The 23,580-nt window shown below is 66.5% G+C and carries 18 protein-coding genes; 8 read left to right on the top strand and 10 right to left on the bottom strand.

Features of this window, described 5'->3' with window-relative positions; translation table 11 throughout:
• Window positions 1–36: 36 nt before the first annotated feature.
• From PKKP23_RS25260 to PKKP23_RS25245, 4 genes are all read left to right on the top strand, one after another.
• Entirely contained in the window at window positions 37–1,311 is a 1,275-nt protein-coding gene (locus tag PKKP23_RS25260; protein ID WP_126878896.1) for a branched-chain amino acid ABC transporter permease, read from the top strand.
• Window positions 1,308–2,057 carry an ABC transporter ATP-binding protein gene (locus PKKP23_RS25255; RefSeq protein WP_126878895.1) on the top strand — a complete coding sequence of 250 codons (750 nt, stop codon included), beginning with the start codon at window positions 1,308–1,310 and terminating at the stop codon, window positions 2,055–2,057. The genes PKKP23_RS25260 and PKKP23_RS25255 overlap by 4 nt, the downstream gene beginning before the upstream one ends.
• Window positions 2,057–2,791, top strand: a complete 735-nt coding sequence (locus PKKP23_RS25250; RefSeq protein WP_126878894.1) for an ABC transporter ATP-binding protein — start codon at window positions 2,057–2,059, stop codon at window positions 2,789–2,791. The genes PKKP23_RS25255 and PKKP23_RS25250 overlap by 1 nt, the downstream gene beginning before the upstream one ends.
• Window positions 2,792–3,252: 461 nt before the next feature.
• Complete coding sequence (locus tag PKKP23_RS25245) at window positions 3,253–5,586, top strand: hypothetical protein (protein ID WP_126878893.1); 2,334 nt, start codon at window positions 3,253–3,255, stop codon at window positions 5,584–5,586.
• A 144-nt stretch (window positions 5,587–5,730) separates the two neighbouring features.
• On the opposite strand, the gene PKKP23_RS25240 is transcribed toward PKKP23_RS25245, so the two are convergent.
• A complete protein-coding gene (locus PKKP23_RS25240; RefSeq protein ID WP_017777721.1) occupies window positions 5,731–6,990 on the bottom strand; it encodes an MFS transporter in 1,260 nt (419 codons plus the stop codon).
• A 274-nt stretch (window positions 6,991–7,264) separates the two neighbouring features.
• On the opposite strand from PKKP23_RS25240, the gene PKKP23_RS25235 reads away from it, so the two are divergent.
• Both PKKP23_RS25235 and PKKP23_RS25230 read left to right on the top strand, forming a co-directional pair.
• Window positions 7,265–8,482 carry an acyltransferase family protein gene (locus PKKP23_RS25235; RefSeq protein WP_126878892.1) on the top strand — a complete coding sequence of 406 codons (1,218 nt, stop codon included), beginning with the start codon at window positions 7,265–7,267 and terminating at the stop codon, window positions 8,480–8,482.
• A 321-nt stretch (window positions 8,483–8,803) separates the two neighbouring features.
• Window positions 8,804–10,483, top strand: coding sequence for a methyl-accepting chemotaxis protein (locus PKKP23_RS25230; RefSeq protein WP_126878891.1), 1,680 nt, complete (start codon window positions 8,804–8,806; stop codon window positions 10,481–10,483).
• A gap of 58 nt (window positions 10,484–10,541) precedes the next feature.
• Here PKKP23_RS25230 and PKKP23_RS25225 read toward each other — a convergent pair whose 3' ends face one another.
• The 9 genes from PKKP23_RS25225 to PKKP23_RS25185 all read right to left on the bottom strand — a co-directional run bounded on the left by PKKP23_RS25225 (window position 10,542) and on the right by PKKP23_RS25185 (window position 21,400).
• Window positions 10,542–11,873, bottom strand: coding sequence for a type II toxin-antitoxin system HipA family toxin (locus PKKP23_RS25225; protein ID WP_126878890.1), 1,332 nt, complete (start codon window positions 11,871–11,873; stop codon window positions 10,542–10,544).
• The gene (locus tag PKKP23_RS25220) at window positions 11,870–12,193 is read right to left on the bottom strand and encodes a helix-turn-helix domain-containing protein (protein ID WP_126878889.1); all 324 of its coding nucleotides are present in this window, start codon (window positions 12,191–12,193) and stop codon (window positions 11,870–11,872) included. The genes PKKP23_RS25225 and PKKP23_RS25220 overlap by 4 nt, the downstream gene beginning before the upstream one ends.
• Window positions 12,194–12,389: 196 nt before the next feature.
• The gene (gene iolB / locus PKKP23_RS25215) at window positions 12,390–13,199 is read right to left on the bottom strand and encodes a 5-deoxy-glucuronate isomerase (protein ID WP_126878888.1); all 810 of its coding nucleotides are present in this window, start codon (window positions 13,197–13,199) and stop codon (window positions 12,390–12,392) included.
• Complete coding sequence (iolE, locus tag PKKP23_RS25210) at window positions 13,196–14,110, bottom strand: myo-inosose-2 dehydratase (RefSeq protein ID WP_126878887.1); 915 nt, start codon at window positions 14,108–14,110, stop codon at window positions 13,196–13,198. The genes iolB and iolE overlap by 4 nt, the downstream gene beginning before the upstream one ends.
• Before the next feature lie 24 nt (window positions 14,111–14,134).
• Window positions 14,135–16,069: a 3D-(3,5/4)-trihydroxycyclohexane-1,2-dione acylhydrolase (decyclizing) gene (gene iolD, locus PKKP23_RS25205; protein ID WP_126878886.1), complete on the bottom strand. Its 1,935-nt coding sequence runs from the start codon at window positions 16,067–16,069 to the stop codon at window positions 14,135–14,137.
• Window positions 16,066–18,099 carry a bifunctional 5-dehydro-2-deoxygluconokinase/5-dehydro-2-deoxyphosphogluconate aldolase gene (locus tag PKKP23_RS25200; RefSeq protein ID WP_126878885.1) on the bottom strand — a complete coding sequence of 678 codons (2,034 nt, stop codon included), beginning with the start codon at window positions 18,097–18,099 and terminating at the stop codon, window positions 16,066–16,068. Before PKKP23_RS25200 ends, iolD begins: the two co-directional genes overlap by 4 nt.
• Window positions 18,100–18,178: 79 nt before the next feature.
• On the bottom strand, window positions 18,179–19,009 hold the full coding sequence (locus PKKP23_RS25195) for an ATP-binding cassette domain-containing protein (RefSeq protein ID WP_233411822.1): 831 nt from the start codon (window positions 19,007–19,009) through the stop codon (window positions 18,179–18,181).
• Window positions 19,010–19,022: 13 nt separating this feature from the next.
• A complete protein-coding gene (locus tag PKKP23_RS25190; protein ID WP_126878884.1) occupies window positions 19,023–20,186 on the bottom strand; it encodes an ABC transporter permease in 1,164 nt (387 codons plus the stop codon).
• Window positions 20,187–20,341: 155 nt separating this feature from the next.
• The gene (locus tag PKKP23_RS25185) at window positions 20,342–21,400 is read right to left on the bottom strand and encodes a sugar ABC transporter substrate-binding protein (RefSeq protein ID WP_017777732.1); all 1,059 of its coding nucleotides are present in this window, start codon (window positions 21,398–21,400) and stop codon (window positions 20,342–20,344) included.
• A 253-nt stretch (window positions 21,401–21,653) separates the two neighbouring features.
• Here PKKP23_RS25185 and PKKP23_RS25180 point away from each other — a divergent pair, with 253 nt between their 5' ends.
• Complete coding sequence (locus tag PKKP23_RS25180; RefSeq protein ID WP_017777733.1) at window positions 21,654–22,535, top strand: MurR/RpiR family transcriptional regulator; 882 nt, start codon at window positions 21,654–21,656, stop codon at window positions 22,533–22,535.
• Window positions 22,528–23,541 carry an inositol 2-dehydrogenase gene (gene iolG / locus PKKP23_RS25175; RefSeq protein WP_126878883.1) on the top strand — a complete coding sequence of 338 codons (1,014 nt, stop codon included), beginning with the start codon at window positions 22,528–22,530 and terminating at the stop codon, window positions 23,539–23,541. The genes PKKP23_RS25180 and iolG overlap by 8 nt, the downstream gene beginning before the upstream one ends.
• The last annotated feature ends 39 nt before the right edge of the window (window positions 23,542–23,580 follow it).

Here is a 23,580-nt window from a genome sequence, read left to right as displayed (position 1 = left end):
CCGCGCCTGTTCCAGCGTGCGGCGCCCTGGTGCGCGTTGATCGCGTTGCTCGCCGGGCCGCCGTTCGTGTCGGCGCTGTTGTCGCCATCACACCTCGTGCCAGCGGGCTGGCTGCTTTCGTATCTCGCGCAGACGGCCACGCTGATCGTGCTCGCGCTCTCGTACAACCTGCTGCTCGGCGAGACCGGGCTGCTCTCGTTCGGCCATGCCGCCTGCTCGGGGCTCGGCGCGCTGACAGCCGCGCACGTGTTCAACCGGTTCGGCATCGCGTTGCTGCTGCTGCCCGCAGTGGGCGGCGTGGGCGGCGCATTGGTAGGCGTGCTGTTTGGCGCCGTGGCCACGCGCCGCGCGGGCACGGCGTTCGCCATGATCACGCTCGGGCTCGGCGAACTCGTTGCGGCGGCGGCCTGGACTTTGCCTCACTGGTTCGGCGGAGAAGCAGGCGTCACTATCGACCGTACCAGCGGCCCGGCTTGGGGCGGCTGGACCTTCGGCCCCGCGCATCAGGCGTACGCGTTGATCGCCGCGTGGTGCGTGCTGGCCAGCGCGGCCATGTTCGCGCTCTCGCGCACGCCGCTCGTGCGGCTCGCCAACGCCGTGCGCGACAACCCGGTGCGCGCCGCCGCGATCGGCTGTGCGCCGGCGCGCATCCGCTACGCGATGATCGTGCTCTCGTCGTTCTTCGCGGGCGTGGCGGGCACGCTCGCGCTCGTGAACGTGGAACTCGTGTCGCCCGAGAGCGTCGGTATGCTGCCCTCGGCCGCGGTGCTGATCGCAACGGTCACAGGCGGCCCGGCGTGGTTCTTCGGACCGGCGGTCGGTGCTGTCGCGCTGGTGTTTTTCAGCGTCGCGGTGGCGAGCGTCACGCGCGCGTGGCTGCTCTACGTAGGGTTGTTCTTCGTCGTCGTGATGGTGGCGTCGCCGGGCGGCCTCGCGGGTTTCGTCGAGCGGCAGCGGCGCCTCGTGGCGCAATACGGATGGCGGCGTTGCGCGCGCCTCTACGCGTGGAGCACGGGCGGCGCGAGCGCGTGGGGCGCGGCACTGGTGCTCGCGGTGCAGTGGGCGTACGCCGCGCGTTTCGGCGATATCTCCGGTGGTAGCGCCGATGCTGCGCTGCCGTTCGTCGGCGCTGTGCCGCACGATGCGGCGGGCGCCTCGCGGCTCGCGGTTTGTCTCGCGGCGCTCGCGATGGCAGGCGGCGTGTGTGCGTGGCGCGCCACACGTGCGTGGTCGAAGCTCACGGCGGGTCACGACAGCGACCTGGCAGGCCCAGGCACCCGCGCAGACCCGCGCACCGGAGACGAATCATGACCGCGGCGCTCGTCCTGCGTGGCCTCGAGAAGCGCTTCGGCGATGTCGAGGTGCTGCGCGGCGTCGATCTCGTCGTGCAAGCCGGCGAGCGCCACGCGCTGATTGGCCCGAACGGCGCGGGCAAGTCGACGCTCTTCAACGTGATCACGGGCGCCGCGCGAGCGAACGCAGGCCGTATCGAGTTGAACGGCGTGGACATCACGAGACTCACGCCCGCGCGCGTGAATCATCTTGGCCTTGCCCGCAGTTTCCAGACCACGAGCGTGTTCGGGCGGCTCTCCGTGTACGACAACCTGCGTTGTGCCGTGCTCGCCGCGCGGCGCGGCGGCGTGCGCTGGTGGCATCGATGGGCAGGCTCCGCAGTCATCGACACGCGGGCCGACGACGTGCTTCACGCCATCGGCCTTGCCGCACAGCGCGACGTGAGCGCCGCGCGACTGGGCTACGCGCAGCAGCGCGCGCTCGATCTCGGCCTCGCGCTCGCAAGCGACGCCCACACGCTGTTGCTCGACGAGCCGACGGCCGGCATGAACCGCGCCGAAGCCGCGCACGCCATCGATCTGATCCGCGCGACGACGGCCGGCAAGACACTGCTCATGATCGAGCACGACATGGACGCGGTGTTCGGACTCGCGGATCGCATCTCGGTGCTCGTGCAGGGCAGGGTTATCGCGACGGGCACGCCCGCAGAGATTCGCGCGCACGCGGCGGTGCGCGCCGCGTACCTGGGCGAGGCGTTCGCGTGATGGGCGCGCTGCTCGAGATTCGCGGACTGCATGCGTGGTACGGCGCAAGCCAGGTGCTGCACGGCGTCGATCTGCGTGTGGATGCAGGCGAAGTACTCGCGCTCGCGGGACGCAACGGCTCGGGTCGCTCGACACTCGCGAAAGCCGTGATGGGGATGGTGCGCACGCAAGGGCACGTGCGGTTCGCAGGTCAGATGCTCGCGGGACGGCGCACGTTCGAGATCGCGCGGCTCGGCATCGGTTACGTGCCCGAGCACCGCGACGTGTTTCCCACGCTCACGGTGCGCGAAAACCTCGCGCTCGGTTTCGCGCCGCGTGGCGCTTTGCGGTGCGTGTCGCGTTTATCACGCGCCCCGCGCTTCACGCTAGACGATGCCTACGCGCGCTTTCCGATTCTGCGCGAGCGTGCTACGGCGCGTGCAGGCGTGCTCTCGGGCGGCGAGCAGCAGATGCTCGCGCTGGCTCGCGCACTGCTTGGCGATCCTGATCTTCTGATCGTCGATGAACCCACCGAAGGGCTGGCGGCCCAGATGAGCGCACTCTTAGGCGATTGCCTGAGCACGTTGCGCGAACGCGGCGTCGCGGTGTTGCTGATCGAACAGCGGCTTGTGCTCGCGCGCCGGCTTGCGGACCGCGTTGCGGTGATGGGACACGGCGCCATCGTGTTCGACGGATCGCTCGACGCGTTCGCCAAACGCGACGACGTGGTGCGCGATTGGCTCGGCGTGGGCTGAGCGAGCGCGCGGCGAGCGTACGCGCCTGGTACTCGTCTGGTGTGCGCCTGGTCTTTGCCTGGTACACAGCGACATTGCAGCGCAACACGAAAACCCCGCCGTTTATCGATTCGAACGCTCAAAACAGGCGTTTGAATGTCACCCACGCTTCTCGCGAAAAGCCCCTGCGGACGCGGCTTCACGGCGCTTCTGCGGCCGTCGCCGTCCGCGCCCGCGTTTGGTGACTCTCCTCGACGAATCTTGTCGGCAGCGCGGCGACAAAAAAAGACAATCGCTTGCAAAGACCCCGTTCCGGCACATCGCACAGATCGCGTAGATGACGGTGCCGGACAACGAGGGCACGCAGGACGACGGCGCCGCGCATTCCACGAAGCGGGTATGACGCGGGTACGAAGCGGGTATGAAGCGGGTATGACCCGATACGAAGCCGCTGCGCCGTTCCCAGGGAGGAGGCGAACACCATGCAAGACACAACCGGTTCGGCCGCTGTTCAGCACGAAGCGCGCGCGAAAGCGCAGTCCGGACAAACTCAACCACGCAGCCAGCGCGCATTGCGCGGCACACGCGCTTTCACGTCCGTGGCGGCGTGTGCTGCTGCGCTGCTCGCCATTACGACGCTCCTCGCCGGGTGCGCCGACGCGGGTTCGGCCGAGCGTCCAAAGCTCGAAGTGGCAAAGGCGCGCGAGCTAGGCGAGGATCAGCGTGTTCTTGCGCGCGTGCCGTCGGTCGGGCCCCTGGCACTGCAACGCACGCGCGCACTCACGCTGCGCGACTCGGGCATCGACGGCTCGCTGATGTTCGCGCGCGACGTGGACTTTCGCGTCACAGGCGACATCGGCTTCATGATCCACGACATGAGCGCCACGCTCACGCCGGTCAAGCGCGGGGAACCCGTCGTGTTCGACGACCCGACGAGCGTCGTGATCAGCGTCCATCGAGGCGACGTCACGCTCAATGCGGACCGCCTCACCGGGATCTTCAACCGCTATCTGTTCCAGTACCAGGGCTCGCCCTTGCGCAACATGCGCGTAGTGCCGCAGCAGGGCACGCTGCGCATCACGGGGCAGATGTGGCGCGACGGCTGGGTGCCGATCGCGCTCACGGGCACGCTCGCCATGCGCCATGCGGACGAACTCGTGTTCCATGCCCAGCACGTCGAGGTGGCGGGCGCGAGTGCCGATCATCTGATGCAGACCGCCCACGTGAAGATGGCCGACCTGCTCAAGGTTCAGACGCCGATTGCGCGCCTCGAAGGCGACGACGTCGTGATGCAGGTCGCGAAGCTCACGCCGCCGCCCGCGCTGCGCATGACCATCACGCAGATCGACGTGACGCCCGAGGGCGTGCGCTTCACGCTCGACGACCATACGCTGAACAACATCGTGTGGCCCGAGTCGATGCCGGCGCGCGGCCTGCGTATCGTGGGCGGCGACGTGAAGTTCATGCGCTCGATGCCGATGAACATCGACATGGCTATCGAGCCCGTGAACCGCGCTGCGCCGTTCGTGCTGGACCTGTACCACTATCGCGAGCAACTCGCCGCGGGCTGGCTCACGTTTAGCGAGGCCGGCGCGTTGAACGTGCGGCTCGCATCGTGGCCGGTCACGAGCGCGGCCGCGCAGGCAACGCAGTCTGCTGCGATGCAGACGGGCAGCGCCGCTGCGCGCTACAACGACAGCTTCATCCGCATGCAGCAGGCGTCGCTCGCCGAAGCGCGCGCGCAATGGCGCTTCGTGCCGGCATCGTTGCGGGACGCGAATACGCCGATGGCGTCGGCGGCATCGGGTGTGTCTACCGTATCCATGTCTTCGGACGCCGTGCCCGCGACTACACCAGCATCGCCGCCCACAGCACAATCGGCACAATCGGCGGACGACGAACGTCGCTCGTCGGGGCCGGCGCCGTTCATCCATGCGCAGAACGTCGACTTCTACGTGACGGGGCGCATCGGCTTTCACGTGCGCTCGCTCGACGCGCAACTCGTGGCGAAGCAGCCCGGCCAGCCCGTGAATCTGGACGACCCGACGCAATACGAGATTCGCATTCTGGGCGGCGAAGTGGTGGAGCCGTGGTCCGCGATGTCGGCGCTCTTCAACGACTATCTGCTCGACTACACGCCGCGCTCGCTCAACGACCTGGCGCTCGTGCCTGAAGGCGACGCGTTGCGCGTGACGGGCGGCATCAAGCTCTGGAATCACTTTCCAGGCGTGTGGCTGCCCACGACGATGAGCGGCACGATTCGCGTGCTCGACGAGCGTCATCTCGCTTACGCGCCGCAGAGCGTGACGGTGCTCGGCGTGCCGCAGGCGGGCTTGCTGCGCGCGCTCGACATCCCGCTTTCGTCGCTCACGCCGTTCGCGCGCAAGGGCGTGGCGCTGCGCGGCAACGAACTCGTATTCGATCAGTACACCGTGTTTCCGCCGCCGGTGTTGCGCGGCCATCTGGAGAGCGCGACGGTGACGCAGGCGGGCCTCGTGCTCAAGTTTCGCGCCGAGCCGCATGCGCCCGCGATCCACGCGCCGGCGTCGGCGGGGGCGAGCTACGTCTGGATAGAAGCGGGGGACGTGAAGATGTTCGATTCGCTCGTGGTGAACGGACGCACGCTGATTCACGATTCGCGCGCGAGCGGCCCGCTGCATTTCGACATGTACGCGTATCGGCGCGACGTGGCGAAAGGCACCGTGAAAATGGCGCTGGACGGCAGCCTCGACGTGGACCTCAATCCGCGCGGTGCGGCACAAATGGCCGTACAACGGTCGACGACGCCATCGGCCTCGCTCGCTTTGGACAAGTGAGGCAGGTCAGGAGGCGAATGAAGCAGGCTTGAGGCGGGCTTGAGGCGGGCTTGAACCAGGCTTGAACCCGCCGAAGCCGCGCTGAACCCACCGCGCGATGGTGGTGCGACCCAGCACACCGCGCGCGGCGCCATTCATCATTCATTACGCCGCAGCCTTCTTCGCCTCCACGTTGGGCAGGAACACCGTCAGCACGCCGAGCAGCGGCAGGAACGAGCACACCTTGTAGACGTAGGCGATGCTCGTGGCGTCCGCGAGCTGGCCGAGCACGGCGGCGCCGATGCCGCCCAGCCCGAATGCGAAGCCGAAGAAGAGGCCGGCCACCATTCCCACCTTGCCGGGGATGAGTTCCTGCGCGTAGACGAGAATCGCCGAGAACGCCGAGGCGAGCACCACGCCGATCACGACCGTGAGCACGCCGGTCCAGAACAGGTTCGCGTAGGGCAGCAGCAGCGTGAACGGCGCCACGCCGAGTATCGACACCCAGATCACGTATTTGCGCCCGATGCGATCGCCCACCGGCCCGCCGATGATCGTGCCCGCCGCCACGGCCGCGAGAAACACGAACAGATGCACCTGCGCGGCTTGCACGGGCAGATGGAAGCGGTCGATCAGATAGAACGTGAAGTAGCTGTTGATGCTCGCAAGGTAGAAGTACTTCGAGAACACGAGCAGCACCAGCACGCCCATTGCTGCCGCCACCCGTGCGCGCGAGAGCGTGGCGTGGGGCCGTTCGGCACGCGTCTTCTTCGTGGCCGGATGCTGGCGGTACCAGCGGCCGATCTGCGTGAGCACGGCAATCGCGACGAGCGCCGCCACCGAAAACCACGCGATGCTGCGCTGCCCATGTGGAATCACGACGGCCGCCGCGAGCAGCGGTCCGAGCGACGTGCCCGCATTCCCGCCCACCTGAAACAGCGACTGCGCGAGCCCGTGCCGTCCGCCCGAAGCCATGCGTGCCACGCGCGACGACTCGGGGTGAAACACCGAGGAGCCGCAGCCCACGAGCGCTGCGGCCATGAGCAGCACGCCGAAATTCGGCGCCACCGACATCAGCAGCAGCCCGCTCAGCGTGAAGCCCATGCCGATGGGCAGTGACCACGGCTGCGGACGCCGGTCGGTATAGATGCCGACGAGCGGCTGCAGCATCGACGCCGTGATCTGATAGGTCAGCGTGATCAGGCCGATCTGCGTGAACGAGAGCGCGAAATTCGCCTTCAGCATCGGATAGATCGCGAGAATCAACGACTGGATCATGTCGTTGAGCAAATGCGAAAAGCTGATTGCGCCCAGCACGGAATAAACCGTGCGTTGGGCTTTCGCCGGCAGCGAGGCTTCTGTGGGTGAAGCCGTGGAAGCGATGGCGCCTGCCGCGGCGGCGCGTTTATCGAAACTCGTATCCATTTTTTATTGGCGGAAATGTCCACGCATCGCGGCGTCCGGTCGCCCAACGCGGGCGAAACGGATGTGGCGCCAAATTGCATGGGAATAAATAGATTTATTCGACTTGTTTTGACGCAGTGTAATGTGTCCTGCCCGCATTGTGCGGACAACCTTTGTCGCGATCAGGACATGGGTTGCGTACTGCTTCGTCTCCTCGCCGCATGCGAATTTATTTCCGATTTTTTTCATGGCACGCAAGCGTAGGCTTTTCGCACTTTCCTGAAAGGGGCCTGTCATGGACGGACATTCGGCTGTGAGGTCGGCGGGTGCGCATGGCGAGGGCAGTGCACGCGCGGCGGCGTCCGGTAAATCGCTCAAGATCGACGCCATCCGTTTTCTCGCGGCCACGTGGGTCATGCTTTACCACTTCGGTCCGCCGCCTTTCAAAGAGATTTTCAAGGCCGTGCTTCCGCCTGCATTCGCGCCCGTGGGCGGCGCGCTGTGGTCGGGCTCGGTCGTGCTGTTCGCCGGGCCTGCGGCCGTGATCGTGTTCTTCGTGATCTCGGGCTACTGCATTCACCACGCCTGGCATCGCGACGCGGTGCTCAAGCCCGTCAACTACTTTGCCTCGCGTTACGTGCGCATCGGTTTGCCGCTCGCGGTGGCCGTGCTCGTCTGCCAGCCGCTGCCGGGGGCGGGCACTCTGCTGCAGTCGGTGCTGTGGTCGCTCTATTGCGAAATCGTTTACTACACGCTCTATCCGCTGCTGCGCAGCTATTTCCGCTACGCGGGGGAGATGATCGTCGGCATCGCGCTCGCCGGAGCCGCGATGGTGTGGTACGTCCATACGCACACGCACATCGTGTGCGAGCACTGCGTCTACGAAACTTATGGCGTGGCCGGCACGTCGTTCCTGTATCTGCCTGGCTGGCTGCTGGGCTGCCTCGTCGCCGAGATCCAGCAGATGGGTGCGGCGGGCGAACGAGGGGGGTCGTCCGTGGGTTCGTCCATGCGTTCACCCATGTCGGCCTTTACCGCGAGGTTCGCCGCTACGCTGCGCGCCGTCGCGCAGGCGCTTTCGACGCAACTCGTCGCCACGCGCATCGCCGTGGTGGCAGCCGCCTCCCTGACCTTCGTGCTGGCGTCCACGTCGCGCATCAAGCCTGCGTTCCTGCCGTTTATCGGGCCCGACATCACGCTGCCCATCTTCCAGCTCGTTGCGACCGCATGGATCGCCGCCGAACTGGCGCGGCCCTCGCGCAGCCGTTTCTGGAATCGCGTGGGCGCGCTGGGTGCGTGGTCTTACAGCCTCTATCTCTGCCACAAGCTCGCGCAGGCGATTCTCGGCGTCACGGGCAGTCCGCCTGGCGCCGTGGCCGCATGGTTCGCGACGGTGGTGATCGCGCTCGCCGTGAGCTACGCGTTCTACCTCGCGGTGGAGCGGCCCTCGCACCGGCTTGCGCATCGGCTGCGCAAGTTTGCCCAGCGTGTGCCTACGCGGCCCGCGGTCTGATTGGCCGACGTGTGCGTGACAAGCACGTGAAACCCCCCGGAAAACAAGTGTCCGGAGTCGTCAGGCAACTGCGGCCCGCTACGTCGCATCCGCGCGACGAATCTGTGTGACGAATGCAAACCCGGACCCGCTGCGCGTTTTTGGCCGTGTATAAAGCCGCACGGACGTGCGCCCACGAAGCGCGCGTCACGACGGGTTCGGGTTGACACGGACGGCGCAGTGCTAAAGAAAAGGATGCCGCTGCCGTAGACCCGGAGGATAAGCGCGCATGCGGGTGCGATCCGGCCCGCAGCGCGCGGCCAAAGTAGCGGGGAAGACACTATGAAAGCAGTTTCGGGGACCAGCGGGACCATCGGATTCGTACCACGGCACGAAGCGGCGGCACCCAGGTCGGGGCAGCCTGCGGGCACGGCCGGATCACATCGCCTCGCGCGGCTTTCGGTGAAGGCGACGCTGCGTCTCGCCTTTGCCCTCCTGCTGATCGGCACGTTCGCCATCGGCATATTCGCGCTCACGCAGATCAGCCGCCTCAACGCATCGGCGCAATCCATCTACGACCAGGGCCACGTGGCGAGCCGCGCTGCGGAAGAAGTGCGCGGCTACATGCTGCGCGCAAGCCGCGCCCAGAAGATGCTGCTTACCGCGACCACCGCGAAGGAGCGCGACGAACTGGGCGCCGACATCGAAAGCGGTCTGGCCGCGCTCAACACCCAGCTCGCCACGCTGAAGCAATATTCCGATGCATCGCCTGACGCCAACGACGCCCAGCTGGAGCGCAAGTTCTCCGCTGCGGTGACCACGTGGAGCGGACACCTGCATGACTTCGTGACGCTCGTGAAGGCGCAGCCGCTCGACCTCTCGCAGATGAACTGGCAAGTGGGCACGCAGGACGTGTCGCTCCTCGTGGAAACGGGCAAGCTCGAAAAGCTCGTCGACGAACTCGTCGCGCAGCGCGGCACGGCGGCGAAGGCCACCATCAAGGCATCCGCGTTCATTTTCCATTCGTCGTTCGTGATGATCGCGGCGATGACCGTTGGGCTGATCGTGCTCGCGTTCCTCGTGAGCGAGTGGGTGGTGCGGCGGCTTGCGCGTCAGCTGGGCGGCGAGCCGGCCTACGCGAAAGAGATCGCGGCGCGCATTGCGGCGGGCGAGCTCGGTTATCCCGTGAAGGTGGAGCGGCGCGATTCGTCGAGCGTGCTGTTCGCGTTGCGCGACATGCAGAAGGGCCTCGCCTCTACGGTGAGCGAGATCGCGGCGAGCGCCGAGGCGATTGCCGCGGCGTCGAGCGAAATCTCGATGGGCAACCTGGATCTCTCGCAACGCACGGAGCAACAGGCCACGGCGCTGGAGCGCACGGCGACCAGCATGGAGCAGCTCACCTCCACGGTGCGCCAGAACGCCGACAACGCGAAGCAGGCCAGCACGCTGGCGGCCAACGCGTCGGAGATCGCGGAGAAGGGCGGTGAAGTGGTGGGCCGCGTGGTCGCGACGATGGGCGAGATCAACGACAGCGCAAAGAGCATTGCCGACATCATCGGCGTGATCGAAGGCATCGCGTTCCAGACCAACATTCTGGCGCTCAACGCAGCCGTTGAAGCGGCGCGTGCGGGCGAGGAAGGACGCGGCTTTTCAGTGGTGGCGGGCGAAGTGCGCAACCTCGCGCAGCGCAGCGCGGCCGCGGCGAAGGAAATCAAGACGCTCATCAGCGCATCCGTGGATCGCGTGAGCAACGGCTCGGCGCTCGCGCAGGACGCGGGCCAGACCATGGACGAGGTCGTGAGAGCGGTCAAGCGCGTGACCGACATCATGGGCGAAATCTCCGCGGCCTCCGCGGAGCAGAGCGCCGGCATCGAAGAAGTGAACCACGCGGTCACGCAGATGGACGCGGGTACGCAGCAGAACGCGGCGCTCGTGGAAGAGGCCACGGCGGCGGCCCAGTCGCTCGACGATCAGGCGAAGTCGCTCAAGCGGATGGTGGGCAAGTTCCAGCTGGCGGGTTGAGGGCTGGATCGGGCGGCCGGTCCGGCATCGAGCGGCTGATCGCGGACCTGTCGCGGACTTATCGCGATTTGTAGCTGAAAGGACCGTCGGCGTTGGCATAAGGATTCGCTTCCTTGCGTCGTGCCTTCGTGTCGGGCCCGGACATGCCCATCTGTGCGCGCAGCGGCGCCGGGGCGGTCTTGCCCGGCTTCGCGTTGGGCAAGATGTCCTCGAGCCCGGCGGCCCACGTGTCCAGCATGCCCTTCGCCACCTCGCGAAACGCGGGGTGGCTCTTCGCATAGGCCTCCACCCTGGGGGCCACCTTGTGCACGGCGCCCGTGATCCGCTCGCGCGCTTCGTCCATGTCGGCCCTGCTGAGCCCCAGCCTGGCGCCGCCGTACGTGGCGAGCATGCTGCCCGAGGCCCACACGCGTTTGCCCTGCAACGTGAGCGCAGGCAGCTGCGTGGCGTACCTCGGGTAGACGGTGCCGCTCAGCACGTCGTAGACGGGCGCAAGCCGAACGTCGTCGAGATTCGTGTAGACGAGCGCGAAATTCTTCAGGTGCGCATCCGCGTTGTGAATCGCGTAGTTCAGCAGGATCAGCGTGTAGAGGCGCCGGGCGTTGTCCTTGAGCGCAGCGCGCGGCACGTAGGTGTGCGTCAGCTTGGCGAGGTCCTCCAGCGACCCCTTGTACTTGTTGACGGCGTCGTTGGGTTTGAGGGCGCAGTAGTCCTCCACCGCGAGCATCCCGCCATCCGCATTGCGGTCGAAGCGGCGCACGGCGAGCACCTGCCCGTCGTCGGACAGGCGCGCCTCGGGTACCTCGAGACCCGCTTCGCGCGCCACGTCGAGGCACAGGTATTCGTTGATGGCGAGTCCCGGCAGGTCTTCGAATCCCGTCTTCAGGATGAACTCGTCGGTCCAGACCGTGGCCTTGCTGTCGAGGTGGTCGGGCCGAACGAGCGCCTTCGGCATGACCCCGGAGACGCCTTCCGCAACCCCGCCTTCGAGCAGCTGCAAGAGGTTGTCGCGCGAGTCGGCCGACGCCAGCAGCGCCGCCATATCCGCCTTGCTGGCCGCCTGTTCCGGCGTGGCGCCGCGTGGAACCAGCCGGACGCGCCCGATCGTGTTCGCGCCGGTGAGCGCCAGCAGACCGAAATCGCTCACGTCGGCGTGCGGGCCGAGACGGCGGATCATCAGGTTCTTCTGGAAGCCTTCCGGCAAATTCATCTGGAAGAAGGGATGCAGCGTCTTCCAGCCGTACGACGCCGCACGCACGGGCATGAGCAGCGAGACGAGGCTGGCCGGCGGAACATCGGGCAGGTAGGTGAAGACGTACTGGCCGACCTCTTCGGTGAGCGTGCCCACGTGCCGGCTGTTCACATACACGTCGAGGGTCGCGCCGCTCACGGTTTGCCCTCCGTGGCTTTCGGGGGCCGCGCGGCGCGGGCACGCACGCGCTGGCGGGGCGGCGCATCGTAGGTCTCGGCCGCCTCCATCAGCACGTCGTCGAGCGTGCGCTGGTGGCCTGGCGGGCGGGCGATCAGTTCCAGTCCCACCGCGTCGAAGAGGCTCAGCAACTTGACGGCGCCAATTTCGGGCAGCGTTCCCGTCTCGAACATGCTGATGCGGCCGCGCGCCACGCCGCTCAGGTCGGCCACCTGTTGTTGCGTGAGGTTGGCGGCCATGCGCGCATGGCGGAAGGCTTCACCCAATTCAGCGAGGTTCATGTTCTGTATTCGGCACGTTAACGCGGAAATGCGAGTTAACGCATCGTATACGGAACATTACGTGGGTGCAAGTATTGTCGTGTATAGGGAACATTAGGCGGAAAAAACCGCTTAATGTCATTTAAGTGAGACATTAAGCTGCGTTGCCGCCGCTTCCCTGGTCCTCATCCGGGCGTCGGGCAGGCTTCTCGCGCGTTCAGCCGTCGCGTGCATCCCGCTCGATGATCCACTCGTGCGCGGGATCGTTCTTGAAGTGCCACACGCGCTGCGGGCCCGCCATCACGTTGAGGTAGTACGAGTCGTAGCCGTAGGGCACCACCACCGGGTGGTAGCCGCGCGGCACCATCACGACGTCGTGATCCTCCACCGCCATGGATTCGTCGATGTCGCGCGAATCCGTGTACACGCGCTGGAAGGCGAAGCCTTGCGGCGGATTCAGGCGGTGGTAGTAAGTCTCTTCGAGCGAGCTTTCCACCGGGATGTCGTCCGTGTCGTGCTTGTGCGGCGGGTAGCTCGACGCATGGCCCGACGGCGTGCGCACTTCCACCACGAGCAGCGATTCGGCCGGCTCGGTTTGCGGGAGGATGTCGCAGACGTAACGTGTGTTGAGCCCCTTGCCGCGCGTCGAGCGTTTCATCTGCGCGGGCTCGATGAGCCGGGGCGGCAGGGTGCCCTTCGCGGGCGCGCTCGCCACGCCGATCTCGGCATTGCGCACGCCGCGCACCACGGCGCGCACGTTGGGCGGCAGGTACACGGCATAGGGCGACTTGTCCTCGAACACGCTGTCGCGCGAACCCAGGTTCAGCCACTTCGTGTCGCCGGCCTCGATGTTCACCACACCGCAGAGCACCACGATGCAGCTTTCCCGCGCGCTTTCGAACACGTGCACCACGTCGTTTTCGCCGAGCCGGTAGGCGGCGAAACCCACGTAGCGCCAGTCCGCCGATTCGGGTGTGACGCGCGCGATTGTCTGGCCTTCGCGCTCGGCCTTCACCAGCAGGGTCATGCGGCCTCCTTCGTTGCATCGAGCGGCGCGTCCACGAGCGTGCGCAGCGTGCGATAGCCTTTCTCCGCATAGGCGTACGAGGGCGCCACCACGGGATCCTGTTCCGCTTCCACCACGAGCCAGCCGCGATAACCGTGGCGCTTGAGCCGATCGATCACGCTCGCGAAATCGACGGCACCGTCGCCGGGCACCGTGAAGGCGCCGGCCAGCACGGCGTCGAGAAAGCTCCAGTTGCGGTTGCGCGCGAGTTTGACGACAGCGGGACGCACGTCCTTGCAGTGCACGTGACAGACGCGGTCGATGTACTTGTCGAGCACGGCAATGGGGTCGCCGCCCGCGAACGTGATGTGCCCCGTGTCGAACAGCAGGCCCACGGCGTCGCTCGTGCGCGCCATGAGGTTGTCGACGTCGGCGGGCGTTTCCACGTAAGCGCCCATGTGATGGTGATAGGCGACGCGCACGCCGTGCGAGAGCGTATAGCGCGCGAAGGCGTCGAGACGTTCCGCGTAGGCGTCCCACTGCGCCGCCGAGAAAAAGCGTGGCCGCTGATAGAGCGGCTTCGGCGCGCCTTGGATGGTGTCGGCCACTTCGCCGTACACCATCGCCGTGGCGCCGTTCTTCGCGAGCAGTTCCAGGTGCGGGCCCACCGCGGCGATTTCCTCTTCCACGCTGCGCCGCGCAAGCTGCCCCGAATACCAGCCCGAGACGAGCGCGAGGTCGTACTGCGCGAGCAGCGTCTTCAATGCCTGCGGTTCGCGTGGAAACTTGTTGCCGAGTTCGAACCCTTCGTAGCCGATGCGCCGCCCTTCGGTGAGGGCGACGTCGAGCGGCGTTTCGCCGCCGAGCGAGGGCAGGTCGTCGTTCATCCACGAGAGCGGATTGATGCCGATGCGCACTTCAAACGAATTCATGGAGCGTTCCTTTTCTCAATGGCGTCACGTGGTGCCGTCGTGGCGGTCGCGCGCGGCGATCTGCGCTTCGTACTTCGCGCGCGCCTCGCGCACGGCGCCGCGCTGCGAGACTTCGGGCACCGCCACTTCCCACCACCAGCCGCCGTCGTCCGTGGTGCGGGCCGGGTCGGTGTCGATCACGATCACGTAGGTGCGGTCCGCGGCACGCGCGCGTTGCATTGCGGCCTCGAGTTCACCGACGTTCGCTACGTGCTCCGCGTGCGTGCCGAGCGCGCGCGCATGGGCCGCGAAGTCGATCTGCGGCGCGCCGGCCGGCCCTTGCACGCAGTCGTCGAAGAGGTTGTTGAAGGGTGCGCCGCCGCAGGCTTGCTGAAGGCGATTGATGCAGCCGTAGCCGCGGTTGTCGAGCACGACGACGATCAGCTTTGCGCCCAGCATGACGGAAGTCGCGAGTTCGCTGTTCATCATGAGGTAGCTGCCGTCGCCCACCATCACGATGACTTCGCGTTCTGGGCGCGCGAGCTTCGCGCCGAGACCGCCCGCGATCTCGTAGCCCATGCACGAGTAGCCGTATTCGACGTGATAGGCGCCTGGCCGGCCTGCGCGCCACAGCTTGTGGAGTTCGGCGGGCAGCGTGCCGGCGGCGCAGACCACGATGTCGTCCCCGGGCGAGTTCGCCGCCGAGCGTTGCACGGCGCCGATCACGTCTGCATCGTAGGGCAGCGTGCCCTCGCGCTGGGGCGTGTTCGTGAGACGGCTCACGGTGTCGCGCCATTGCGCAGCAAGCGACCGTGCACGCTCGCTCCAGTCCGCCGCCGCGCGCCAGCCCGCAAGCCGTGCATCGAGCGTCTCGAGCGCGCGCTTCGCATCGGCCTCTACGACGAGCGCGCCGTGCTTGAGCCCGTCGAACGCATTGGCGTTGATGCCGATGACTTGCGCCTGCGTGAAGAGCGAGTTCGATCCCGTCGTGAAGTCCTGCAGCCGCGTGCCCACGGCGAGCACGCAGTCGGCGTCGCGGGCGAGCGCATTCGCGGCGGGCGAACCGGTCACGCCGAGCGCGCCCGCATTGAGCGGATCGTCCCACGCAAGCGCGCTCTTGCCCGCCTGTGTTTCGGCTACCGGGATGTCGTGCGCGTGCGCAAACGCGCGCAGCGCTTCGGCGGCGCCGCTGTAGAGCACGCCGCCGCCGGCCACGATCATCGGCCGCTGCGCGGCGCGCAGCGTGCCGAGCACCGCGTCGATCTCGCTTTCGACCGGCGAGGGCGCGTGGAACGTCACCAGCCGCGGCATGAAGAAATCGACGGGGTAGTCGTAGGCGGCGGCCTGCACGTCCTGCGGCAGCGCGAGCGTGACGGGTCCGCACAGCGCGGCGTCCGTGAGCACGCGCAGCGCGCGCGGCAACGCGGTGAGCAACTGCGCGGGATGCATGATGCGGTCGAAGTAGCGCGAGACGGGCTTGAACGCGTCGTTCGCGGAAATGCCGCCGTCGTGGAAGTCTTCGACTTGCTGCAACACCGGGTCTGGCGCGCGCGACACGAAGATGTCGCCTGGCAGGAGCAGCACCGGCAACCGGTTCACGTGCGCGAGCGCGGCAGCGGTCACGAGATTCGTGGCGCCTGGGCCGATCGAAGTCGTCACGGCCATCATGCGGCGGCGCATGTGCGCCTTCGCGTAGGCGATCGCGCTGTGCGCCATGGCCTGCTCGTTATGGGCGCGGAAGGTGGGCAGTTCGTGACGATGCTGGTAGAGCGCCTCGCCCATGCCCGCCACGTTGCCGTGACCGAAGATCGCGAACACGCCGCCGAAGAGCGGCTCGGTGCGGCCGCTGCCGTCTTCGGTAGCCACGCGCTGGGCGGCGAGATAGCGCACGAGCGCCTGGGCCGCGGTCAGGCGGACCGTGCCGGTTTGTGGCTGTGCGGCCGGAGTTTCCTGCGAGGAATGTGCAATGCGTTCGTTCATGCGGCTTTCTCCTCGTGTACCGTGCCCGCGCGGCCAGCGGTGCCCGTGCCTGCGCCGGCTGCGTCGCGCGCCGTGCGCCACGCCGCGATCAGCGTTTCGAACGTGCGTCGCACGCGCGCAATGAGTTCGTCGTCGCCGATGGTGCCTGCGAGCCACGCATGGCTCGGTTCGTGAAAGATGGTGCGCCCCACCGTGAAGCCGCGGCAGGTGGCCGAGGCGGCCGCCGCGCGGAAGTCCTGCGTGAGTTGCTCGACGGGTGCCGAGAGACCCAGCAGCACCACGCCGCGACAGTACGGATCGCGTTCGGCGACGAGCGCGTCGATGGCGCGCCACTGCGCGGCGTCCATCGGTTCCAGCTTCCACCACTCGGGATAGATGCCCACGTTATAGAGCCGCTTCAGTGCGCGATAAACCGTATCCGGCGCGAGCGGCAGTCCGGCGTGCTTGGGCGGAATCACTTCGAGCAGCAGTTCATGGCCGCTTGCCTGCGTTGCGTCGTAAAGCGCGCGCAATTGCGCTTCCTGTTCGAGCCGCTGTTCGATGGGCTCGTCGGGATGAAACTGCACGAGGCACTTCACCGTGTGCCCGATGGGCCAACTCGCGAGCGTGGTGCCAATGGAGCGGCCGTGGTCGAACACGAGCGGCACCGAGCCCGGCAACTCGACGGGGCGACCCACCCACCAGCCGCGTCCGGTCGCGGCATTGAGCGCATCCTGGCCGTAGCGGTCGTCGATCAGCACGCCGATGCGGCCCGCAAGCCCCAGCGCGCTTTCGGTCTGCGCGACCGCTTCCACGAAGAGGCCCTTCAGCGTCGCGATGCGCGATTCGTCCGCGCCCGTTTGCTGCGCGAGGTCGAAGAACTGGTTGCGATGGTCGAACGCGAAGCCGAGCACTTCGTCATGGCGTGTACGCGGCGGCGTAACGCGATGCAGTCGCGCAAGCGTCGTATCGCGGTCGGGACGGCGCATGCGCACGGGGTCGGCGGCTGCGGCCGAGAGAAAGTAGTCGAGTTCCGCGGGCGTGGGCATGGCGGGCGCGCAGCCGTGGCGCGACACGACGAGCGCGCCGCATGCGTTCGCGGCTTTCGCGCAGGCGTCGAGCGGTTCGTCGCGCAGCCAGCCCGAGAGGAAGCCGGACGCGAACGCGTCGCCTGCGCCCAGCACGTTGAGCACGTCCACTTCGACGCCGCCCTGCAACGGCACGTTGTCGAGTGAGGCGGGCACCTTGCCGTCGATCACCTGGCAGCCGAGCGGCCCGCGCTTCACGACGAGCGTGGCCGGCGTCACCGCGCGCACCATCGCGAGCGCATCCACGAGTTCGCTCTTGCCGCCCGCAATGCGGAATTCCTCTTCGGTGCCGATCACGAGATCGAAGAGCGGCAGGATGCGTTGCAGGTGCGCCGTCACGCCTTCGTTCGCGACGAAGCGCGTCTCGCCGTCGGCCTTGCCCGTGAGGCCCCACAGCACGGGCCGATAGTCGATGTCGAGAACCGTGCGCACCTGGTTGCGGCGCGCGTAGTCGAGCGCGCGGCGGCTCGCGCGGTTCACCTGCTCGGTGGAGAAGTGCGTGCCTGTGATGAGCAGCGCTTTCGACGACGCGATGAACGCCTCGTCGAAGTCGTGTTCGTCTACGGCCATGTCCGCGCAGTTCTCGCGATAGAAGATGAGCGGAAACGTGTCGCGGTCCTTGAGGCCGAGCAGCACGAGGGCCGTGAGGCGGTCGGCATCGACGCGCACGTGGCTCGTGTCGCAGCCTTCCTTGTCGAGCGTTTCGGTGAGAAAGCGGCCCATGTGGTCGTTGCCCACGCGCGTGAGCATGGCCGAGCGCAGGCCGAGCCGCGCGCAGCCGAACGCGATGTTCGCCGACGAGCCGCCGAGGTACTTCGCGAAGCTCGTCACGTCTTCCAGCCGCGCGCCGACCTGCTGCGCGTACAGGTCGACGGCGAGGCGGCCGAGACAGATGACGTCGCGGCTGCGGCCGGGCGCGAAGCGGCTCGGGCCGTGGGCGCTGGAGTTGCCGGTGAGTGCCATGAGTAAGTCCTGGTGTTCGTAAATCGAGCGTGGTTCAGGCGTGGATCGAGCTTGTATCGAGCGTGAATCGACGTGCGATTCAGATCGTGGCGCCGTCGAGTTCGGCGATCATCTTCTGCATCTCGGCGCCGCCCGCCATCATGTCGAGCACTTCGTCCTTCGTGATGGTGTCTTTCGTGAAGGTGCCCATGGAACGGCCGCGGTTGAGCAGCGTGAACGAATCGCCGATGGGGTAGGCGTGGTGCACGTTGTGCGTGATGAAAATGACCGAGATGCCTTTCGCGCGTGCCTTGTGAATGAGCTTGAGCACGTTGAAGCTCTGCTTCACGCCGAGCGCGGCGGTGGGCTCGTCGAGAATCAGCACGCGCGCGCCGAAGTGAATGGCGCGTGCAATCGCGAGGCACTGGCGCTCGCCGCCCGACATCGTGCCGATAGGCTGATGCGGGTCGCGCACGATGATGCCCATTTCAGCGAGCTTTTCGCGCGCGGTGGCGGCGCTCGTTTCGAGGTCCATCACGTTGACGAGGCCGAAGAGTTTCTTCTGCGGCTCGCGTCCCATGAAGAAGTTGCGCGCAACGGAGAGCAGCGGCACCAGCGCGAGGTCCTGGTAGACCGTGGCGATGCCGAGGTCCAGTGCTTCTTTCGGCGACTCGAAGTGCACGGGCTTGCCGTCCACGAGGTATTCACCGGCGCTGGGTGCGTGCACGCCCGCAAGCGTCTTGATGAGCGTGGACTTGCCCGCGCCGTTGTCGCCCAGCAGGCAATGCACCTCGCCGCGCTTTAAGCGCAGCGTGACGCCGTTGAGCGCAATCACCTTGCCGAAATACTTGCTGACGTTTTCGAGCGCGAGGATGGTGTCGCCGCTGCTGTCGCCCGGCGTGGTGGCTTGCGCCATAGTCGTGTCTGCCATGATCGTCCTCCCGTTACGACTGCGCGACGCGGCGGCGCACATAGTGGTTGAACAGCACGGCCATCAGCAGCATGACGCCAAGGAACACGCGGAACCAGTCGGAGCTCACGTTGGTGTAGGTGATGCCGATCTGCACCACGCCGAAGATCAACGCGCCGAAGCATGCGCCGACCACCGACCCGTAGCCGCCCGTGAGCAGCGTGCCGCCGATCACCGCCGCGATGATGGCTTCGAATTCCTTCTGGATGCCGCGGTCGGCCGCGGCCGAGCCGATGTCACACACCTGCAGCACGGCAAAGAGGCACGAGCAGAACGCCGTGAGCACGAAGAGCGAAATCTTCACGCGCCGCACCGGCACGCCGACGTTCTTCGCGGCATTCGCGTCGCCGCCCACGGCGAGAACCCAGTTGCCGTAGCGCGTCTTCGCGAGCACGAACGCGCCCACGGCAGCGAGTGCGAACCACCAGAGAATCACCTTCGGAATGCCGGGCACGAGCGGCTGGCCGTTGTCGAGCAGCGAGCCGACGCCCATGTGCGCGAGCGCCGTGAAGAGCCCCTTGAACGCGACGCCGTGAAAGAGCAGGTTGGTGAGCGGGTCGGCCTTCGCGACGTCGCCCACGCCCGAGACGATGGTGCGGTCCGCGAACATGATCGAGAGCGCGAGAGTCAGGCCGCGCAGGATGAACAGGAACGCGAGCGTGACGATGAACGAGGGCAGGCGCGTGCGCATCACGAGATAGCCGTTCAGCGCGCCGAGCGCCATGGAAGCGGCGAACGCGAACGCGATGGCGAGCCAGATCGGCCAGTGGAAATACATGGTGGGCAGCGCGACCATCATGCCCGCGAAGCCGATCATGGAACCGATGGAAAGATCGAACTCGCCCGCGATCATCAGCAGGCACGCGCCCACGGCCAGAATGCCGAGATACGCGGACACCTGCGACCAGTTCATCACGCCGTCGAGGTTGAACATGCCCGAGCTGCCCGCGCCGATGGCGAATACGGCGAACACGAGCACGGTGCCCGAAATGGCCGCGAACTCGGGGCGGCCCATGAGATGGCCGAACCACGACTCCTTGCGCACGCGCTCGTCCGCCGCGGTCGCGTTGCGCCCCGCGCCGTTATTGGCGGGGCTCTCGTCGACGTGCGAGGGATAAGGTTTGCCGGCTACGCCCATGATGTCTCCTTGAAGCCCGGCCGCCACGCCGCACGCCCTGCGCCGGGCAGGCGCGCGTGCGGATGGCGAAACCGGTGACTGACAGAACGAATCAACAACCAGAACGAATCAACCACGAATCAACAACGAGTCAACAACGAGTCAACCGCGCGCCATCAGCGGTATTGGCCCGCGTACTTGATGACCTTGTCGAGGTTGGCCTTCGTGATGAAGCCCGGGCCCGAACGGATGTTCTTCGGCCCATACGACGGCTCCAGCCCGTACGTCTGCAGCCGCGCCTGGAACTTCGGATTGGCCTGCAGCGCCTTGCGGATGGCGGCCGGGTCGGTGGTGTGTTCCTTCTTCGCGATGGCGAGCACGGCGACCGGCAGATAGCCCTGCAGATACGGCTGCTGGTCGATGGCGAACTGGATCGTGCCGGCCTGAATGGCCTTGGCGATGTCGTCGGAGAAGTCGAACGTGCAGAAGAACACCTTACCCGCCAGACCCATCTGCTGGAGCGCCTTGAGCGTGGCGGCAGCCGGCACCGGGCCGAGCGTGAGCACGGCGCCCGTGTTCGGATGGTTGCGCAGATAGGCGCTCACCTTCGACTGAATTTCGGTCGGGTCCTGTCCGGAGTCGATGGTAGAGGTCTTGTAGTCCACGCCGAGCGCGTCGGCAAAGCCGCGGCAGCGTTCGAACGACACGGCGTTGGTCGCGAAGTGGTTCACGCACAGGAAGCTCTTCACGCCCGCGGCCTTGGCCTTCTCGCCGGCGGCTTTGCCTGCCACGTATTCGGGCTGGCCGATGTGCATGATGGCGCCCAGTTTCGCGCTCTGCTCTTCGGTGCCCGAGTTGATCGTGACGAGCGGAATCTTCTTTTCCGTGACCTTCGAGATGGAACTCTTGAGCACGTCGTAGTCGGCGATGGTGGTGATCACGCCGTCGTAGTTGCGCGCTGCGGCCTGCTCGATGAGGCGCGCCATGTCGGCGATGTCGCCGTTGGGCGGATTGCGGTAGTCGGTCTCTACGTTGAAGTCTTCGTCGGCCTGCTTGATGGCGTTCTTGATGGTGTTCCACCACGAGTCCGAATCCGGCGCGTGGCTGATCAGAACGAAGTGCGCGTCGGCCGCGTAAGCGGTGGACGCCGTGCCCAGCGTGGTGGCGAGGCCGGCCGCCAGCGTCAATGCGGCAGCCAGCATCCTGAGCGTTGCCTTGCCCTTGCGATGTGTCATTGTCTCCACCTATCTCGATCTTTCGTTTTTAGGGAATGAGCGAGCGTGCCGGCCCACTGTGAATGCATGGCAAGCGCGCCGGGGCCATCGCTCACGAACAAGATTAGGTCATCTCGCGGCGTGGTGCAACGGAAATTTCATTGCAAATAAAAATGGAAAATCTGTTCCATTCATGAGGTGGCGTGCCTATAATCGCTCCCAACGACGAGGCGCCGTACGCTGCGGCGCTGCACCAATGGAAACGGGTAGAACCATGAGCGAAGAGAGCACCGAAGCGCTGCCGAGCGTCGAGGAACTGATGCAGCGCATCGCGGAAAACTACGAGTCGCTGCCGCGGCAGTTGAAGAGCGTGGCGACTTACATCGAGCAGCATCGCGCGAGCGTGATGGTGGATCGCACGAGCGACATCGCGGCGAGCTGCGGCGTGCATCCCTCGGCCGTGGTGCGCTTCGCGCAGCGCTTCGGCTTCTCGGGTTTTTCCGATCTGCAGGCCGTGTTCCGCCAGGCCTATACGAACCAGGGCGTTTCAGCGACGAGCTATCAGCAGCGCATTCGCAAGCTGATCGACGAGAAGCCGGGGCGGGTGTCGGGCGGGTCGGTGGCGCGCGAGTTCATCAGCGCGTGCCGCAGCGGTCTGGACGAACTCGAAGCGGGTCTCGACAACGCGCAGTTCGACGCCGCCGTGAAGATGCTCCAGCAGGCCGAAAACATCTATGTGGTGGGCGTGCGCCGCTCGTTCCCGGTGGCGAGCTACATCGTCTACGCACTGCAGCACACGCCCAAGCGCGTGCATCTGGTGTCGGGCTTCGGCGGCATGTACCGCGAACAGATTCGCAGCGTGCGCAAGGGCGACGTGGTGATCGCCATCAGCTTTGCGCCCTACGGCAAGGAAACGCAGTACTGCCTGCGCGTGGCCCAGCATCACCAGGCGAAGACGCTCGTGATTACCGATAGCCAGCTTTCGCCGCTCGCGCGTTACGCGAGCGCGCAACTGTACGTGAAGGAGGGCAGTGCGTTCGCCTTCCGCTCACTGACCAGCACGATCTGCCTGTGCCAGGCGCTCTTCATCGCGCTCGCGTACAAGCTCGAATTGAACGTAGAAGAATCGAAAGACACTGGAGGATACGATGACTGAAACAGCAGGCGGCAAGACGCTCGACGTCGCGGTGTTCGGCGCAGGCCGCATCGGCCGCATTCACGCGGCCAATCTCGCGCGCCAGCCGGGTGTGCGGCTCAAGTACGTGGTGGACGTGAACCGCGAGGCGGCCGCCGCGCTCGCGGCGCAGCACGGCGCGCAGGTGGCCGACGTGGACGGCGCGATGGGCGATGCGTCGATTGCGGCCACCGTGATCTGTTCGAGCACGGACACGCATGCGGACCTCATCCTGAAATCCGCGGCGGCGAAGAAGCATGTGTTCTGCGAGAAGCCCGTGGACCTCGCGATCGAACGTGCGCGCGAATGCGCGGACGCCGTGGCGCGTGCAGGCGTGGTCTGCATGATCGGCTTTCAGCGGCGCTTCGATCCGACATTTGCCGCCGTGAAGGCGCGCATCGACGCAGGCGAAATCGGCACGCCGGAAATGCTCGTCGTGACGAGCCGCGATCCGGGCGCGCCGCCCGTGGAGTACATCAAGCACTCGGGCGGCATCTTCAAGGACATGCTGATCCACGACTTCGACATCTTCCGCTGGATTCTGGACGACGAAGCCGCCACCGTGCATGCCACCGGCAGCTGTCTTACGGACCCCGCGATTGCCGAGGCAGGCGACATCGATTCGACCGCCGTCACGATCCGCACCAAGCGCGGGCGGCTTTGCCAGATCAACACCGCGCGGCGTGCCGCGTACGGCTACGACCAGCGCTTCGAAGTGCTGGGCAGCGAGGGCATGCTCCAGGCGGGCAACGTGCGGCCCACGGAGGTGGTGGCGTGGTCGAAGCGTGCCGTCGCCATCGACGTGCCGGAGGCCTTTTTCCTCGAACGCTATCGTGCAGCCTATGCCGACGAAATCGCGCATTTCTTCGCCGCGGTGACCGAAGGCAAGCCCGTGCGCACCACGGTGGCCGACGGGCTGAAGGCGCTCGAACTGGCCGAGGCCGCCACGCAGTCGTGGCGCGAAGGTCGCATCGTGCAGATGGGCTGAGGCGCGTTCGTTCACAGAGAGGATCGAGGAGACACGACT

It is taken from the genome of Paraburkholderia kururiensis JCM 10599 = LMG 19447, assembly GCF_003986935.1.
Classification (GTDB): Bacteria; Pseudomonadota; Gammaproteobacteria; order Burkholderiales; family Burkholderiaceae; genus Paraburkholderia; species Paraburkholderia kururiensis.
This window is presented reverse-complemented; position numbering and strand designations above follow the sequence as displayed.